Genomic DNA, 17037 nt, shown 5'->3' with positions numbered 1-17037 from the left:
GCCAGACCCGCCGAGCCATTGGCCTCCAGCGCCGAGCCCGCATTGAACCCGAACCAGCCGACCCACAGCAGGCCGGTGCCGACCCCGGTCAGCGTCAGCGAGTGCGGCGGCATCGGCGTGGTCGGATAGCCCATGCGCTTGCCCAGGATCAGGGCGGCGACCAGCGCCGAGACACCGGCGTTGATGTGCACCACGGTGCCGCCCGCAAAGTCGAGCGCGCCCGCCTTGAAGAACAGGCCCGACGACGCCCAGACCATGTGCGCGATCGGCAGATAGACGATGGTCAGCCAGACGGCGACGAACGCCATCACGGCCGAGAACTTCATCCGCTCGACGACCGAGCCCAGCACCAGCGCGGCGGTGATCGCGGCGAAGGTCATCTGGAAGCAGATGAAGACATATTCGGGGATTTCGACGCCCGCGGTGAAGGTCGCCGCCTGGCTGGCGGGCGTGACGCCCTTCAGGAACGCCTTGCCCAGCCCCGAGACGAAGTTGGAGGCGAAGCCGGGCACATCGGGGCCGAAGGCGACGCTATAGCCGTACATCACCCAGATCAGCATCGCGAGGCAGGCCGCCGCGCCGATCTGGGTCATGGTCGACAGCATGTTCTTGGCGCGGGTGAGGCCGCCATAGAACAGCGCCAGGCCCGGCAGGATCATCATCATGACCAGCACGGTCGAGGTGAGCATCCAGGCGGTGTCGCCCTTGTTCACGGTCGCGGCCGGGGCAGCGGTGGCCGGCGACTGGAGCGCGGCGGCATCCTGCGCCCAGGCGGGCAGCGCGACGAACAGCGACAGGCCCAGGCCCGCTGCGCCGGTCGCCAATTTGGTGACATGCTTCATCGAAATCCCCCTCTCAGAGCGCTGCGTCGTCGGTTTCGCCGGTGCGGATACGCACGGCCTGGCCGACATCGAGCATGAAGATCTTGCCGTCGCCGATCGCGCCCGTGTTGGCGGCGGCCTGGATCGATTCGACGACACGGTCGGCGATCTCGGACGCGCAGACGACCTCGATCTTGATCTTGGGCACCATGTTGGTGCTGTATTCGGCACCGCGATAGATTTCGGTCTGGCCCTTCTGCCGTCCGAACCCCTTCACTTCGGTCACCGTCATGCCCGCCACGCCCAAAGTGGTGAGCGCCTCGCGCACCTCGTCGAGCTTGAACGGCTTGATGATAGCAATGATCAGCTTCACCTACGCCCCCTTTGCATTACCCGAGGACAGGCATCGCAAGGGGTGTGCCAGTTTACGTTTTTGTGACTTTTCCAAGCGTAGGATGGTGCGGTGCAGTGCGAGTCACGCGGCACCGCGCATCAATTTTAGGCATTGAGCCCGATATGCCCGATTTTCGGGCAGCCCTCTTTCCTCCCCTGCAAGGGGAGGTGGCAGCACGCAGTGCTGACGGAGGGGTGTCACGGCCAGCGGGGACACCCCTCCACCAGCTTCGCTGGTCCCCCTCCCCTTACAGGGGAGGAATTTTTGGGATTACGCCGCCAGCGCCGTCCCGCCGACGGTCAGCCCTTCGACCAGCAGCGTCGGCTGACCCACACCGGCGGGCACGCTCTGCCCGCCCTTGCCGCAGACCCCGACGCCCTCGTCCAGCGCGAAGTCGTTGCCGATGCCCGTCACCTTGGTCAGCACGCTGGGCCCATCGCCGATCAGCGTCGCGCCCTTGATCGGCGCGCCCAGCTTGCCGTTCTCGATCCGGTACGCCTCGGTGCAGGAGAAGACGAACTTGCCCGACACGATATCGACCTGGCCGCCGCCGAACGACTTGGCGAAGATGCCGTTCTTCACCCGCGACAGCAGCTCGGCCGGATCGTCCTGCCCGCCCTTCATGAAGGTATTGGTCATGCGCCGATGCCCATCAGCCGCGCGTTGAGCCGGTCCTGCATATAGCCCTTCAGGATACCGTCCTCGATCAGCACCGTCTCGCGCGTCGGCGTGCCCTCGTCGTCGATCGAGAGCGAACCGCGGCGATCGTGGAGCGAGCCGTCGTCGACCACGGTCACGCCGGGCGCCGCGACGCGCTCGCCGATCCGGCCGGAAAAGGCGCTGGTGCCCTTGCGGTTGAAGTCGCCCTCCAGGCCATGCCCCACCGCCTCGTGGAGCAGCACGCCGGGCCAGCCGGGGCCGCACAGCACGGTCATGTCGCCGGCCGGCGCGGCGACCGCATCGAGATTGACCAGCGCCTGGGCGAGTGCCTCGTCGATCGCGCGGTTCCAGGTTTCGGGCTGGAACAGCCGGTCATAGACCACGCGCCCGCCGGTGCCGAAGCTGCCGGTCTCGCGGCGGCCGTTCTGCTCGACCACCACCGAGACGTTGAGCCGCACCAGCGGCCGCACATCGGTGGCGACGAAGCCATCGGCGCGCACCACCTCGACCACGCTCCACTGGCCGGTGAGGCTGACCGACACCTGCTTCACCCGCGGATCGCGGGCGCGGGCGGCCGCGTCGATCGTCTGGCACAGATTCACCTTGTCGGCGAAGGGTATCAGGTCGAGTGGATCGGCGTCGGTGTAGAGGTGGCGGTTGTTGCCCTGGGGCGGGGGCGCCTTGCCCTGCTTGGCCGGATCGATCAGCGCCATCGTCTCGGCGGCGCGGCGGATCGCGGCGGCGCTGATCTCGTTGGCATGGGCGAAGGCGGTCGTCTCGCCCGAGACCGCGCGCAGGCCGAAGCCCGACTGGGTGTCATAGGCGGCAGTCTTCAGACGGCCATCGTCGAAGCCGAACGCCTCGGACTTGCGATATTGCAGATAGAGCTCGCCATCCTCGGCCTGTCCCAGCGCATCGGCGGTCAGGCGAACGGCAGCGTCGGGATCGAGCCCGTCGCGATAGAGGAAGGCGCGGGGATCGGAAGGAATGGTCATCCAGGCGATATAGGAGGCGCGTGCGCAGAGTCACGCGCTCCCGCGACGATCAGATGCTGGCGCCTGCCGGGTGATCGGGCAGCTGGCTCTGGTCGGCGCCGTCGGCGGGGCCGCCGATCAGCACGAAGCGGCGGTCGCAATAGCCGCAATCGACATAACCGGTCTCGTCGATCTGGAGATACACGCGCGGATGGCCGAGCGCGGCGGGCAGACCTTCGCCGGTGCCGTCGCAGGCAACGCGGGCATGGGCGGTACGGATGACTTCGGGCGGGGCGATCATGCCCCGCGCCTTAGCAAAGCGCGCGGGGGCTCGCAATCGGATGCGCAGGGTCTTAAAGCTGCCGGCCATGACCCAGGCAGCGATCGCGATCGACACTCTTTGCAAGACCTATGCGGGCGGCAAGCGCGCGCTGGATGGGGTGAGCTTCGAGGTGCCGCGCGGGCAGATCTTCGGGCTGCTCGGCCCCAACGGCGCCGGCAAGTCGACGCTGATCAACATCCTCGCGGGGCTGGTCAACAAGACCGACGGCACGGTTTCGATCTGGGGCTTCGACATCGACGCTTCCCCGCGCAACGCCAAGGCGAGCATCGGCATCGTCAACCAGGAGATCCTGTTCGATCCCTTCTTCACGCCGAAGGAGACGCTGGAAATCCAGGCCGGGCTGTACGGCGTGGCGAAGGGCAAGTTCGATGCGATGGCGCTGCTCCGCGCGGTGCATCTGGAGGACAAGGCCAACGCCTATTCGCGCACGCTGTCGGGCGGCATGAAGCGGCGGCTGATGGTCGCCAAGGCGATGGTCCATTCGCCGCCGATCATCGTGCTCGACGAGCCGACCGCCGGCGTCGACGTGGAACTGCGCCAGCAGCTCTGGGCCTATGTGAAGCAGCTCAACCAGCGCGGCGTGACGGTGGTGCTGACGACGCACTATCTCGAAGAGGCCGAGGAGCTGTGCGACCGCATCGCGATCATCAACCACGGCCAGCTGATCGCCAACAAGCCCACGCGCGAGCTGGTCGGCATGGCGCAGGAAAAGGTGGTCGAGGTGACGGTGGACCGCGACATCGCCGCCGCACCGGACAATGCCTGCTTCCAGAAGGTGGAACTGAAGGGCGAGCGGGTGCTGGTGATCACCTACCGCAAGGACCAGGCCAATGCCGGCGAAGTGCTGGGCGCGGTGCAGGCGGCGGGTCTGGGGATCGTCGACGTGTCGACCCGCGAGGCGGACCTGGAGGATGTGTTCCTGAATTTGACGCGGGCGGCGTAGGCAAAGGCGGTACGCGCGCCTAGCGGATCAGCGTGTCGGAAAGCGCGCGGAGGCGGACGGCAGGGACCCGGAAGCAGAGCGGCGGCCCTTCGGCGCCAAGCGACCGCAACCATGGTCCCGCCTCGATGTGCGTTGCCTGCAGAGGTTCCACCGTTCGCAGGTCGATCGGCAGATCGATCCGGGAATGCGCTAATGCCGCTTCATCGGGGATTTGCGCGATCGCGGCATCCTGCAGTGCCAAGGACCGTACGGCCTCGTCCCAGGAGTCGAAGAGTGCCGCGAAGGCCTTGGGGAGAATGCGCGCTTCTTCGACGCGCGCTGCGAGGTGAAGGCCCAGCGTGCCTTCTGTATCGACGATCGTGGTTTCACAGTCGTTCGCCGAACAAGCATGCGTGAACGCGCGCGCCGTCTGAGAAGGCAGGACATCGCTCAACACCCGCGTCACGAGCGCATATAGCAGGCTGTCGAAAACGTTGCGGATGAACAGGACCAGGGACGAACGTCGTTGGCCGTCCACCGCATCGATATACAGTCGCCAGTTGCTCTGGAGCGGCGACGGAAACAGCGCCCGCAAGGGGCCCAGCAGGGCGGGGCCGAAATGGGTGTGCCGATAGGTGAGCACCGTGAGCACGGTCGTGCCGTCTCGCTCGACCAGCTGGATTCGGTCGGGCACAACCTGCCGTACCTTGCTGACGGGAACGACCCAATTTGCATAGACCACGTCCCGGACATCGCTGGTCAGCGTGACGAACGGCAGGCGCGACAACAGGCTCCGACGCAACCGGCGCAGGAGCGTGTTGTTCGCAAGCCATTCCTCCAGCCGTCCGCGCAAGCCGTGGTTCGGCGAATGAAATGCATTCTGCATGAAACGCGCCCCGCCCCGACGACCCTTTGCCTAGGTGTCGGCTATCTGCTCCCCTTCGACCTGTCCATGCGGATTGCGTCGCGCCGCCGATGTCGCGCAAAGAACGCCCACATCGCCTCGTTATCCGCCACCCAGACATGGCCGGCGCCATGCTTCACCCGACCGGCCACGTCTGCCCTGCCCGAGCAGCGGCTGAAGCGCTCCTCCTTCACCTCGGCCGAGACCTCGCGCTCCACCGGCCCCACCCGACACCCGTTCAGGTCCGCCCAGCGGACCAGCGCAGTGTGCATGGTGTACTGCCAATAGCCCGCGCCGCCGCCCTGGATCGGGTTGGTGGTGTCGGCATCGCCGGCGAAGGCAAGGACGGGCATCGGTCGCGATGGCGTGCAGGTCGCCGGATCGGGGACGCGGGGCGTTTCCTTCAACGGATTGCCCGCGCGCAGGCCCACCACCGGGGCGATCGCGGCGAAGCGGTCCGCCGCGACGCAGCCGAGCCACGAGGTCATCCGCCCGCCGCCCGAATAGCCGGTGGCGTAGACGCGCGACCGGTCCACGCAGCCCTTGGCCGCCAGCTGGTCGATCGCGCTCTGCACGAAGGCGACGTCGCCGGCATCCTCCGGGCCGGGGATCTTGCCGGTTACCGTCGGCACGCCGGGGATGTTCCACACAAAGCCCTTTTCCGCCGGAATGCCGCCATCGGGCGCGGCGAGCAGGAAGCCGTGGCGGTCCGCGGTCGCCTCCAGCTTGGACTGGGCGAGGATGTCGCGGCCCTTGCCGGTGCTGCCGTGGAACACGAACACCAAAGGCAGCCGCGCGGCGCTGCGACCGGCCGGCACATGCACCAGCATCGAGCGTCCGGTGCCTTCGATCGCCACCGGCACCGTCGTTCCCGCTGGCCCGAGCCGGCACGCCGCCGCCTGCGCCGAGCCGCTGCCGAACAGCGCCGCCACTCCGATCCACCAGCCCAGCCGCATGCATCTCTCCTCTTCGCTAACCCCTTATGCCCACGAGTAGGGATTGCGGAACCCCGCCCATGCGCGCTTTAAGCGCCGCAAAGGAGTGCCTCTTTGTCCGACACCAATCACCAAAGCGATGTCCTGGTCCTCGGTTCCGGCGCGGCGGGGCTCACCACCGCGCTCCATCTGGCCGACCGGTTCAAGGTGACGGTGCTGGCCAAGGGCGGCTTTGCCGAGGGCTCGACCGCCTGGGCGCAGGGCGGCATCGCCGCGGTGCTGGAAGACGGCGACACCTTCGAAAGCCATATCGAGGACACGATGGTCGCCGGCGCCGGCCTCAACGATCGCGCGACCGTGGAGATGGTGGTCGAAAACGCGCCCGCAGCGATCGAGCGGCTGGTCCAGCTCGGCGTGCCGTTCAATACCGAGGGCAATGCCCTGCACCTTACCCGTGAGGGCGGCCACAGCCACCGGCGCATCGCGCATGTCGACGACGCCACGGGCCTCGCCGTGCAGACCGCGCTGCTCCGCGCCGCGCAGGCGCATCCGAACATCACGCTGGTGCCCGACATGGTGGTGATCGACCTTGCCACCAGCCGGCACGAACTCCGCTATTCGGGCGCGGGCAATGTCTGGGGCGTCTATGCCTTCAACCGCGCGACCAACCGCGTCGAGCTGTTCACCGCCCGCGCCACCGTGCTCGCGACGGGCGGGGCGGGGCGCACCTATCTCTTCTCCACCGCCCCGCGCGGCGCGACCGGGGACGGCATCGCGATGGCGTGGCGCGCGGGCTGCCGCATCTCCAACATGGAGATGATGCAGTTCCACCCGACCTGCCTCTACAATCTCGACGTCAAGAACTTCCTGATCACCGAGGCGGTGCGCGGCGAGGGCGGGCATCTGCTGCTGCCCCCCGACGCCGGCGACGAGGCGGGCCACCGCTTCATGCCCGATTTCGATTCCCGGCTGGAGCTGGCGCCGCGCGACATCGTGGCGCGGGCGATCGACCACGAGATCAAGCGGCTCGGCCTCGACTATGTCCACCTGGACATCAGTCACATGGGGCCGGAGTTCGTCCAGCACCATTTCCCGACCATCTACCACCGGCTGCTCGATCTCGACATCGACATGACCAAGGCGCCGATCCCGGTGGTCCCCGCCCAGCATTATACCTGCGGCGGCGTGGTGATCGATCGCGACGGGCGTACCGACCTGCCGGGCCTCTATGCCGCAGGCGAGGTGAGCCAGTCGGGGCTGCATGGGGCCAATCGCCTCGCGTCCAACTCCCTGCTCGAATGCTTCGTGTTCGGCGAGGCGGTGGCGAATCACATCACGGCGCATTGGGGCGAACTCGCCCCGCCGCCGGCGATCCGGCCGTGGGACGAGAGCCGGGTGACCGATTCCGACGAGGAAGTCGTCATCAAGCAGAACTGGACCGAGATCCGCCGCTTCATGTGGAACTATGTCGGCATCGTCCGCACCACCAAGCGGCTGGAGCGCGCCGCGCACCGCATCAAGCTGCTGCGCGAGGAAGTCGCCGACTATTACGGCCATTTCCGCGTCACGCCCGACCTGATCGAGCTGCGCAACCTGCTGGAAAGCGCCGACCTGATCGTCCGCTCGGCGCTCCACCGCAAGGAGAGCCGGGGCCTGCACTACACGCTCGATTATCCGGAAACGTTGCCCGACGCAGTGGACACTATCCTGGTACCCTGATCCCGCGTCCCGGCGTTCAGGGCCGCGCCGGGCTCGCCCGCTCGGCGATCATGCGTTCGCCGTCGATGGTGATCGGGCTGGCGAGGCCGGGCAGCCCCTCGCGTACGATCGCCATCCCGCGCGCGATCACCTGCGGATCGGCGAACACTTCGTCGACGCGGTTGATCGGCCCGGCCGGCACGCCCTGCGCCTCCAGCGCCTCATACAAGTCCGCCTTGGCCCAATCGAGGATCGCGCGGGCGAGCTGCGGGATCAGCGCATCGCGATGGGTGACGCGCGCCGGGTTGGTGGCGAAGCGCGGATCGCCTGCCAGACCCAGCCCCAGGATTCCGCACAGCTTCGCGAACTGCGAATCATTGCCCACCGCGACGATCAGCTCGCCGTCGCGACAGGCAAAGGCCTGGTATGGCACCAGATTCGCATGTCCATTACCCATGCGGTGCGGCACCGTGCCGCTCGCCATCCAGTTGAGCGCCTGATTGGCGAGCACCGCCACCTGGGTGTCGAGCAGCGCCATGTCGATATGCGCGCCGATGCCTTCCACGTCGCGCCGGCGGAGCGCGGCGAGGATCGCGACCGCCGAATAGACGCCGGTGAAGATGTCGGCATAGGCGACCCCCGCTTTCTGGGGCGCGCCATCGGGCTCGCCGGTGAGGCTCATCGCCCCGCCCATGCCCTGGATGATGAAGTCATAGCCGGCACGCGGCGCATAGGGGCCGGTCTGGCCGAAGCCGGTGATCGAGCAGACGATCAGCCGCGGGTTCGCCGCCCGCAGGCTGGCGGCATCGAGCCCGTATTTCACCAGCCCGCCGACCTTGTAATTCTCGATCACGACGTCCGCCTCGGCGATCAGCGCCCTGGCGGCGGCCTGCCCCTCGGGCGTGGCGATGTCGATGCCGATGCTGGTCTTGCCGCGATTGCAGGCGTGGAAATAGGCGGCGTCGCGGTTCGCCCCTTCCGCATCGTGGAGGAAGGGCGGACCCCAGTGCCGGGTATCGTCGCCGGCGCCGGGGCGCTCCACCTTCACCACGTCGGCCCCCAGATCGGCGAGCAGCTGCCCGCACCAGGGCCCGGCGAGGATGCGGGCGAGCTCGACGACCTTGATGCCGGCCAGCGGCTTCACGGACGGCGGATCGCGTAGACGACGTGCGGCTTTACCTCGCCTGCCATCATGCGCGGCAGTGTGCCGGGGCGGAGCACGCCGCCGATCTTCTCCATCGCGCGGCGCGAACGGACATTATCCGCGCCGACCATGAAGGTCACCGTCGCGACCTCTCGGTGGATATGGGCGAGCATCAGCGTCTTGATCTCGCGATTGTAACGCCCGCCCCAATAGGCACGCGCGATATAGGTCCAGCCGATCTCGATCTCGTCGGCCTCGGGCACCCAATTGTCGTAGCGCGAGCCGCCGATCACCGCGCCGCTCGCACGATCGAGGATGGTCAGCCGGCCGCCGCTTGCCAGGCAGGCGTCGAAAAAGGCATCGAACACCGGCCGCTGCCAGCGATCATGCGCCGGGTGGACCTCCCAGACCAGCGGATCGCTTGCAACCGCGTAGAGCGGCTCCCGATCGGCCGCCGTCATCGGCCGGATGCGGACCAGCTCGCCTTCCAGTACCGGCTGCCGATCGGGCGCCATCAGAACGCCGCGATCCCGGTGATCGCCCGGCCGAGAATCAGCCCGTGGACATCGTGCGTGCCTTCGTACGTATTCACCGTCTCGAGGTTGATCGCATGGCGGATCACGTGGAATTCGGCCGAGATGCCGTTGCCGCCGTGCATGTCGCGCGCGACGCGGGCGATCTCCAGCGCCTTGCCGCAATTGTTGCGCTTGATGATGCTGATCGCCTCCGGGCTGAGCGTACCCACGTCGAACATCCGCCCGCAGCGCAGCGCCGCCTGCAGCCCCAGCGCAATCTCGGTCTCCATATTGGCGAGCTTGAGCTGCACCAGCTGGGTCGCGGCCAGCGGCCGGCCGAACTGGTGGCGGTCCAGCGTGTACTGGCGCGCGGCATGGAAGCAGGCCTCGGCCGCGCCCATCGTGCCCCAGGCGATGCCATAGCGCGCGCGGTTGAGGCAGCCGAACGGCCCCTTCAGCCCCTGGACGTTGGGAAGCAGCGCGTCTTCGCCCACTTCCACCCCGTCCATCACGATCTCGCCGGTCACCGAGGCGCGCAAGCTCAGCTTGCCCTCGATCTTCGGGCTGGTGAGCCCCTTCATGCCGCGTTCCAGCACGAAGCCGCGGATCGCCCCGTCATGCGCATCGCTCTTCGCCCAGACGACGAACACGTCGGCGATCGGGGAATTGGTGATCCACATCTTGGCGCCGGTGATCCGGTAGCCGCCGTCGATCTTCTCGGCCCGCGTGCGCATGCCGGCGGGATCGGAGCCGGCGTCGGGCTCGGTCAGGCCGAAACAGCCGACCCATTCGCCGCTCGCCAGCTTGGGCAGATACTTTCGCCGCTGCTCCTCGCTGCCATAGGCATGGATCGGGTGCATGACGAGCGAGCTCTGCACGCTCATTGCCGAACGGTAGCCCGAATCGACCCGCTCCACCTCGCGCGCGACCAGGCCATAGGCGACATAGCCGAGGCCGGCGCCGCCATAGGTTTCGGGGATCGTGGGCCCGAGCAGGCCCAGCGCGCCCATCTCGGACATGATCTCGCGGTCGAACCGCTCTTCCAGATAGGCGGAGGTGACGCGGGGGAGCAGCTCGCCCTGCGCATAGTCGCGCGCGGCATCGCGCACCATTCGCTCTTCGTCGGTCAGCTCGCCGTCGAGCCCGAACGGATCCTGCCAGTCAAACCGGCCCATTTCTGCCATTTCAGTCGTTCCTCGGTGTCTCCGGTGCCGGGGCGGGGGCGGGTGCCGGCGCCACGACCGGTGGTTTGGGCGGCGTTGCAGCGGCCGCCTTCTCTATCTCGTCCAGGGCCTTGCGGGCGCTGACATAGCGCGACGCGGCGCTGGTCCAGCCCTCCGCCACGGAGGCGCCGGGCATGTGTGCGACTTCGGCGATCGCGGTCTCGACATTGCCGGCGGCAAGCGCGCTGCGGGCGCGGCGCAGGCGCTCGGCGGGGCGCGGGCTCGGCATGCCGGCCTGGTGCAGCACGAACAGGTCGCCCACGAAGCTGCGGAAGCGCACCCAGAGGCTGTCGTCCGGCCCGGTGCCGAGCCGCGGAGCGATGGTATCCAGCGCGATGCGCAGATCCTCGAGCGTGAGCGGATCGGCGGCGGCCGCGACGATCGCTCCCACCGCCTGTGGATGGCGCTCGCCGAAGCGGGCGCGGAGCTGCTGCTCCAGGCTGCCGAGCGGCTGGCCGCGCTCGATCGCGCGGCGCACCGCGGCGGCGACCATCAGCCGTTCGGCCTGGGTAGAATATTGGGCGGCGTTGCGCGCGCTTTCATCGGCCTGGCGCAACTGCAGCTCCAGCGCATCGAGCCGGGCGGCGAGCGCGCTTTCCCGGGCATCCAGCGTCGCCACATCGGTGGCAGGCGCGAGCACCGGCGGCGGCATTTTCAGCGGCTGGGCGGCGGGTGAGGGCGCGGCGCTGGGGGCGGTCGTGCCGGCAGGGGCCGTGCCGAAATGCTGGCCGGCAAGCTGGATCGCACCTGCGGTCAAGGCAGTGCCGGCAAGGAAACCAAGCCCGGCGGGAATCATTCGGGGTCGGCGCGGACCAAGGGTTCGGACCGGCTCGGGCGCCAGGGGCTCGTCGCTCATGGCCGCCCTTTTCGCCGCGCGGGGGCCGCGGGTCAATCGGCGAGCGTGATGGCGAGGTCGATCAGGGCTTCGGTTTCCGGGTGCGCGGCAATGGCGGTGGCGCGCCAGCCCCTGCCGGCGCCGGCTGCCGCCGCGTCGCTGACCGCCACGAGGACGATGGTGCTGCGGTCGGGCGCGATCTCCGCCAGCCGCGCACCGGCTCGGGCCGACTGGACCAGCGCGACGCTGCCGGCCAGTGCGGCGGCGGCTTCGGGGGCGATCGGCAGTGCTTCGCTTGCATATACCGGCAATACCGCCGCGACGATGTCGCCTGCCTCCAATGTCCGTTCCTGGCCCGCGAGATGCAGGGCGCGGCGTACGCCCATTGCCCGAGCCTGCTCGACCAGTGCGGCGGCGCCCTTCTGCCCGACCGAAACGACGTCGAACCCGACCCGGCGGGCGGCCGATGCGGTCGCCTCGCCCACCGCATGTACCGGCAGGCCGCGCAGGGTCTCCAGCCCGTCGCCGGCCAGTCGCACGGCATTGGCGCTGGTGAGGATCAGGGCGTCGAACGCGGCCGCGTCGGGCACCGACCAGGCGAGCGGGCGCGTCGCGAACAGCGGCAGGCGGATCGCGGTGCGGCCGCGCCCTTCGATGGCGGCGGCGGTGATGCGGTTGCCGGGGTCCGGCCGCAGGACCGCGATCGGCCGGCTCATCCGGCGAACAGCGCGCGCACCGTATCGGGCGCGCGATCGAGCAGGTCGCGGGCGAGCGCGGCGGGCAGCATCGCGTCCTCCGGCGCGCCTTCGATCATGCCATGGACATGGGCGCTGCCGTCCCCGGCGAACAGCTCCGCCTCGATCGTCAGGATCGCGCCTTCGATCGTCGCCAAGGCCGCCACCGGCGAATGGCAGTCCGCCATCAGCGCGGCGAGCAGCGCGCGTTCGGCGAGCACGCAGGCGCGGGTCTTGGGGTGATCGATCGCCGCTAGCAGCGCAAGCGTGCGGCTATCGTCGGCGCGCGCTTCGATTCCTACCGCGCCCTGCGCCGGCGCCGGCAGCATCACGCTCGTGGGAATGACGTGGCCGACGTCGTGGCGGCCCAGCCGCTCGAGCCCCGCCGAGGCGAGCAGCGTCGCATCCGCCTCGCCTGCCGCCAGCTTGGCGAGACGCGTGTCGACATTGCCGCGGAACAGCACGGTGGAGATGTCCGGGCGGTGGCGCTTCACCTGCGCGGCGCGGCGCGGCGAGGCGGTGCCGATCACCGCCGCCGGCTTCAGCGCCGCGAGCGATTCCGCGCCCACCAGCCGGTCGCGCACATCGGCGCGCGGCAGCATCGCGGCGATGGCGATCGCTTCCGGGCGGATCGTCTCGACATCCTTCATCGAATGCACCGCGCAGTCGATGTCGCCTTCGAGCAGCGCGCGGTCCAGTTCCTTGGTCCACAGCGCCTTGCCGCCGATCTCGGCGAGCGGGCGGTCCTGCACCCTGTCGCCGGTGGTGCGGACGACGACGATCTCGCCCGCGATGCCGTGCGCCGCCTGCAGCGCGTCACGCACCATATGGGCCTGGGTAAGGGCGAGCGGCGAGCCGCGCGTGCCGATGCGAAATCCAGTCATGGCGCTGGTGCTAGGGTTGCGGTGAAGCGAGGGCAATGGGGGTCTTCGCGGATCCAAACGCCCTCCGCCTCTGGACCCTGCCGCCAAGCGGCTTAGATGGGAGCAATGGCACTGATCCTCGGACTTGAATCGAGCTGCGACGAAACGGCGGCGGCCCTGGTGACCAGCGATGGCACGATCCGCGCGCACAAGCTGGCGCGGCAGGAAGAGGCGCACCGGCCCTATGGCGGTGTCGTGCCCGAGATTGCGGCGCGCGCGCATGTCGAGATGCTGGGGCCGCTCGTCGAAGCGGCGCTCGAGGAGGCAGGGGTCACGCTCGACCAGGTCGACGCGATCGCCGCCACGGCGGGGCCCGGCCTGATCGGCGGCGTGATGGTGGGCCTCGTCACCGGCAAGGCACTGGCGCTGGCGGCGAACAAGCCGCTGGTGGCCGTGAATCATCTCGAGGGCCATGCGCTCTCGCCGCGACTCGGCGACCGGAGCCTGGAATTTCCGTACCTGCTGTTGCTCGTCTCGGGCGGGCATTGCCAGTTGCTGCTGGTCGAGGGCGTCAGCCGCTATCGCCGGCTCGCCACCACGATCGACGACGCGGCAGGCGAGGCGTTCGACAAGACGGCGAAGCTGCTCGGCCTCGGCTTTCCCGGCGGCCCGGCGGTGGAAAAGGCCGCCGAGCGCGGCAATCCCAGGGCGATGCCGCTGCCGCGCCCGCTGGTCGGATCGGGCGAGCCGCATTTCTCGTTCGCGGGGCTGAAGAGCGCGGTCGCACGCGCGGTGAACGACTATAGCGCCGAGGATCTCGCCGCCTCGTTCCAGCAGGCGGTGGTCGACTGCCTGGTCGATCGCACCCGTCGGGCGCTGGCGAGCGTGCAGCCGACGGCGCTTGTGGTCGCGGGCGGTGTCGCCGCCAACAGGGCGGTGCGCGGGGCGCTGGAAGCCTTGGCCGCGGACCACGGCCTGCGCTTCGTCGCGCCGCCGCTCTGGCTGTGCACCGATAACGCCGCGATGATCGCCTGGGCGGGCGCCGAGCGCTTCGCGCAAGGGCTTACCGATCCGCTCGAAACCCCGGCACGGGCGCGCTGGCCGCTCGATCCCGATGCGGAAAAGGTGCGCGGCGCAGGAGTGAAGGCATGAAGATCGGGGTGATCGGCGGCGGCGCCTGGGGCACCGCGCTCGCACAGGTCGCGGCGCGTGGGCATGACCCCGTCCTGCTCTGGGCGCGCGAGCCCGAGGTTGTGGAGAGCATCAACACCGCGCACGAGAATCGCCAGTTCCTCGCCGGGGTGCCGCTGTCCCCCAGCATCCGCGCGACCGGCAGTCTTGGCGACCTTGCCGGCTGCGACGCGCTGCTGGTGGTGGCGCCAGCGCAACATGTCCGCGCAGTCTTGGCGGAGACGGCGGTCGGCACCACCCCGCTCGTGCTCTGCGCCAAGGGGATCGAGGCGGGCACTCGGCTGCTCGTGGGCGAAGTGGCGCGCAGCGTCGCGCCCGATGCGCCGATCGCGGTGCTGTCCGGCCCCACCTTCGCGCACGAAGTGGCAGCGGGGAAGCCGACCGCGGTGACGCTTGCCTGCGAGGACGCCGCGCTGCGCACCCGCCTGACGGAACGACTCGGCGCGCCGGCCTTCCGCCCCTATGCCTCGGCCGACGTGATCGGCGCCGAAATCGGCGGCGCGGTGAAGAATGTGCTCGCCATCGCCTGCGGCGTGGTGGAAGGCGCCGGGCTCGGGCTCAACGCCCGCGCGGCGCTGATCGCGCGCGGCTTTGCCGAGATGACCCGCTTCGGCCTCGCCCGCGGTGCGCAGGCGGAGACGCTCACCGGCCTGTCTGGTTTGGGTGACCTGGTCCTCACCTGCTCGTCGACCAATTCCCGCAATTTCTCGCTGGGCGTCGGGCTGGGGCAAGGGCGCAGCGCCGCCGCATTGCTCTCGGATCGCAAAACCGTGGCCGAGGGCGCCTTCACCGCGCCGGTGCTCCGCGAGGCTGCCGCAGAGGCAGGCGTGGAGATGCCGGTGACGCTGGCCGTCAACGCGCTGCTCGAAGGCGCGCCGGTGGCCGAGGTGATCGATGCGCTGCTCAGCCGCCCGCTCAAGCCCGAGGCCGTTTAGCGAACGAGCAACGAAAAAGGGCCGGCGTTTCCGCCAGCCCTTTTGCAGTTCCAGTGCGGTAGAGAGTGATCAGCCCTCGTAATCGCCACCCAGATTCTGGTTGCGGGGCGGGGCCGCCGCGGTGAGGCGCAGTGCCTCGGCCTGGGCCTGGATCGAACCGACTTCATCCGGCGCATCCTCGTCGTCGATGCGGACGCGCTGCAGGCTCGACACCACGGCTTCCTGCAGGTGATCGGGACGCACGGTTTCTTCGGCGATCTCGCGCAGGGCGACGACCGGATTCTTGTCGCGATCGCGATCCAGGGTCAGATCGGCACCACCGGAGATCTGCCGCGCGCGCTGGGCGGCGAACAACACCAGGTCGAACCGGTTGGGAACCTTGTCGACGCAATCCTCGACTGTGACGCGCGCCATATACGCTTCCTTGGGATAGGGGTGTCCGGGAAAGACCGGCCAGTTAGAGGCCGGCTGCCGAAAAGTCAAGGAAAGCGGCCGGAGGGTGCGGGCGAACCCAATGCCCGCGTGCGCGTTGTCTGCGCAACCGAGCAGGAGAATCGATTCCCGATGGCGCCCTATGCCGATGCCGAGCCGCTTGCCGCAGGCGCCGATGTGCCCGATGACGCGGCCATGCCGCCGCTCGCCCAGCCCCGCTTTACCGTCGACGGCAATCGCCTGACGCTGCTGCCCGACGGACCCGAGCGGCTGCGCGCGCTGCTGGCGCTGATCGCGGGTGCGACACGGACGCTGCGGGTGCTCTACTATATCTATCTCGACGACGAGGCGGGCGCAGCGGTGCGCCAGGCGCTGCTCGACGCGGCGGCGCGGGGCGTCCGCGTATACCTCATCGTCGACGGGCTGGGCAGCGAGCATGCCCAGGGCAATGATTTCTTCGCGCCGCTCCATGCGGCGGGCGTCGAGGTCTGCCGCTTCGTGCCCCGCTGGGGGCGGCGCTATCTGCTGCGCAACCACCAGAAGCTGGCGCTGGCCGACGAGGCGCGGGTGATCGTCGGCGGGTTCAATATCGAATCGAGCTATTTCGGCACCGCCGCCGAGCAGGCGTGGCGCGACATGGGGCTGCTGGTCGAAGGGCCGGCGGCCGAGCGGTTGACCGGCTATTTCGACGCGCTCGCCGGCTGGGCGAAGCGTCCGCGCGCGACGCTGCGCTCGCTGGCGCGCACGCTCAAGACCTGGAGCGAGCCGGAGGGAAACACCCGCTGGCTGTTCGGCGGGCCGATGCGGCGCCTGTCCCCCTGGGCGCGGGTGGTGAAGCACGACATGGAGCGGGCGACCCGGCTCGACCTGATCGCCGCCTATTTCGCCCCGAGTCCGGCGATGCTGCGGCGGCTCGACAAGGCGGGGCGGCGGGGGCGGGTGCGGCTGGTGCTCCCCTCGAAGCTCGACCACGCCGCCGCGATCTGGGCGGCGCGGTTCACTTATGCCGGGCTGCTTCGCAAGGACGTGCAGATCTACGAATATCAGCCGACCAAGCTGCACACCAAGCTCTACGTGATCGACGACGTGGTGCACATCGGATCGGCCAATTTCGACATTCGCAGCATGTTCCTGAACCTGGAGCTGATGCTGCGCGTGGCGGACCCGGCCTTCGCCGCGCATGTCCGCAGCTATGTCGACGGCGAGGTGGCGCAGTCCGAGCGGATCACGCCGGAACTCTACAAGGCGCGCACCGGCTGGTGGACCCGGGTGAAGCAGTTCGGCGCCTATTTCGTGATGGCGGTGCTCGACTATAACGTCACGCGCCGGCTGAACTTCGGCAACAAGGGGCCGGTGGAATCATAAGCCGTACTCCACACATGGCGTAGGGCCGGGGCGGATGGAGGTGGGTCATGAGTCGGGTCCTTGATTTCCGCGGGCGGGTGGCGAACGCCGACACGATGATCCTTGATGTCGCTACGGCTGCCAGGTCATTCTTGCTCCCCCATTGGTCG

16 protein-coding genes and 2 pseudogenes are annotated in these 17037 nt (G+C 69.0%); 5 read left to right on the top strand and 13 right to left on the bottom strand.

Features of this window, described 5'->3' with window-relative positions:
- From QZ814_RS17200 to QZ814_RS17185, 4 genes and pseudogenes are all read right to left on the bottom strand, one after another.
- Positions 1-842: pseudogene (locus QZ814_RS17200) on the bottom strand (ammonia channel protein); the annotation flags it as partial.
- 13 nt (positions 843-855) lie between these two features.
- On the bottom strand, positions 856-1194 hold the full coding sequence (locus QZ814_RS17195; protein ID WP_058717839.1) for a P-II family nitrogen regulator: 339 nt from the start codon (positions 1192-1194) through the stop codon (positions 856-858).
- A gap of 291 nt (positions 1195-1485) precedes the next feature.
- Positions 1486-2870 (bottom strand): annotated as a pseudogene (locus tag QZ814_RS17190) (metallopeptidase TldD-related protein).
- Positions 2871-2919: 49 nt separating this feature from the next.
- On the bottom strand, positions 2920-3150 hold the full coding sequence (locus tag QZ814_RS17185; RefSeq protein ID WP_294334548.1) for a zinc-finger domain-containing protein: 231 nt from the start codon (positions 3148-3150) through the stop codon (positions 2920-2922).
- 67 nt (positions 3151-3217) lie between these two features.
- On the opposite strand from QZ814_RS17185, the gene QZ814_RS17180 reads away from it, so the two are divergent.
- The gene (locus tag QZ814_RS17180; RefSeq protein WP_294334546.1) at positions 3218-4135 is read left to right on the top strand and encodes an ABC transporter ATP-binding protein; all 918 of its coding nucleotides are present in this window, start codon (positions 3218-3220) and stop codon (positions 4133-4135) included.
- Between the two features lie 19 nt (positions 4136-4154).
- On the opposite strand, the gene QZ814_RS17175 is transcribed toward QZ814_RS17180, so the two are convergent.
- Positions 4155-5000: a DUF2071 domain-containing protein gene (locus QZ814_RS17175; RefSeq protein ID WP_294334544.1), complete on the bottom strand. Its 846-nt coding sequence runs from the start codon at positions 4998-5000 to the stop codon at positions 4155-4157.
- Positions 5001-5041: 41 nt separating this feature from the next.
- A complete protein-coding gene (locus QZ814_RS17170; RefSeq protein ID WP_294334542.1) occupies positions 5042-5974 on the bottom strand; it encodes a PHB depolymerase family esterase in 933 nt (310 codons plus the stop codon).
- A gap of 93 nt (positions 5975-6067) precedes the next feature.
- Between QZ814_RS17170 and nadB the strand changes: the two genes are divergently transcribed.
- On the top strand, positions 6068-7672 hold the full coding sequence (nadB, locus tag QZ814_RS17165) for an L-aspartate oxidase (protein WP_294334541.1): 1605 nt from the start codon (positions 6068-6070) through the stop codon (positions 7670-7672).
- Between the two features lie 16 nt (positions 7673-7688).
- Here the strand turns inward: nadB and QZ814_RS17160 are convergent, their stop codons facing one another.
- The 6 genes from QZ814_RS17160 to hemC form a co-directional block, all read right to left on the bottom strand.
- The gene (locus tag QZ814_RS17160) at positions 7689-8795 is read right to left on the bottom strand and encodes a CaiB/BaiF CoA-transferase family protein (RefSeq protein WP_294334540.1); all 1107 of its coding nucleotides are present in this window, start codon (positions 8793-8795) and stop codon (positions 7689-7691) included.
- The gene (locus QZ814_RS17155; protein WP_294334539.1) at positions 8792-9310 is read right to left on the bottom strand and encodes a GNAT family N-acetyltransferase; all 519 of its coding nucleotides are present in this window, start codon (positions 9308-9310) and stop codon (positions 8792-8794) included. The genes QZ814_RS17160 and QZ814_RS17155 overlap by 4 nt, the downstream gene beginning before the upstream one ends.
- On the bottom strand, positions 9310-10494 hold the full coding sequence (locus QZ814_RS17150) for an acyl-CoA dehydrogenase (protein WP_294334538.1): 1185 nt from the start codon (positions 10492-10494) through the stop codon (positions 9310-9312). The genes QZ814_RS17155 and QZ814_RS17150 overlap by 1 nt, the downstream gene beginning before the upstream one ends.
- A gap of 1 nt (position 10495) precedes the next feature.
- Positions 10496-11290, bottom strand: coding sequence for a hypothetical protein (locus QZ814_RS17145; protein WP_294334537.1), 795 nt, complete (start codon positions 11288-11290; stop codon positions 10496-10498).
- Between the two features lie 131 nt (positions 11291-11421).
- Positions 11422-12084 carry a uroporphyrinogen-III synthase gene (locus tag QZ814_RS17140; protein ID WP_294334536.1) on the bottom strand — a complete coding sequence of 221 codons (663 nt, stop codon included), beginning with the start codon at positions 12082-12084 and terminating at the stop codon, positions 11422-11424.
- Complete coding sequence (gene hemC, locus QZ814_RS17135; protein WP_294334535.1) at positions 12081-12986, bottom strand: hydroxymethylbilane synthase; 906 nt, start codon at positions 12984-12986, stop codon at positions 12081-12083. Before hemC ends, QZ814_RS17140 begins: the two co-directional genes overlap by 4 nt.
- A 105-nt stretch (positions 12987-13091) precedes the next feature.
- On the opposite strand from hemC, the gene tsaD reads away from it, so the two are divergent.
- Both tsaD and QZ814_RS17125 read left to right on the top strand, forming a co-directional pair.
- A complete protein-coding gene (gene tsaD, locus QZ814_RS17130; protein ID WP_294334534.1) occupies positions 13092-14117 on the top strand; it encodes a tRNA (adenosine(37)-N6)-threonylcarbamoyltransferase complex transferase subunit TsaD in 1026 nt (341 codons plus the stop codon).
- The gene (locus tag QZ814_RS17125) at positions 14114-15091 is read left to right on the top strand and encodes an NAD(P)H-dependent glycerol-3-phosphate dehydrogenase (protein ID WP_294334532.1); all 978 of its coding nucleotides are present in this window, start codon (positions 14114-14116) and stop codon (positions 15089-15091) included. Before tsaD ends, QZ814_RS17125 begins: the two co-directional genes overlap by 4 nt.
- Positions 15092-15160: 69 nt before the next feature.
- Here QZ814_RS17125 and rpoZ read toward each other — a convergent pair whose 3' ends face one another.
- Positions 15161-15505: a DNA-directed RNA polymerase subunit omega gene (gene rpoZ, locus QZ814_RS17120; RefSeq protein ID WP_294334530.1), complete on the bottom strand. Its 345-nt coding sequence runs from the start codon at positions 15503-15505 to the stop codon at positions 15161-15163.
- A 150-nt stretch (positions 15506-15655) separates the two neighbouring features.
- Here rpoZ and QZ814_RS17115 point away from each other — a divergent pair, with 150 nt between their 5' ends.
- Positions 15656-16888 (top strand): phosphatidylserine/phosphatidylglycerophosphate/cardiolipin synthase family protein, encoded by a 1233-nt coding sequence (locus QZ814_RS17115; protein WP_294334529.1) that lies wholly within the window; start codon positions 15656-15658, stop codon positions 16886-16888.
- The last annotated feature ends 149 nt before the right edge of the window (positions 16889-17037 follow it).

This window comes from uncultured Sphingomonas sp. (genome assembly GCF_913777625.1).
Taxonomy (GTDB): domain Bacteria; phylum Pseudomonadota; class Alphaproteobacteria; order Sphingomonadales; family Sphingomonadaceae; genus Sphingomonas.
This window is presented reverse-complemented; position numbering and strand designations above follow the sequence as displayed.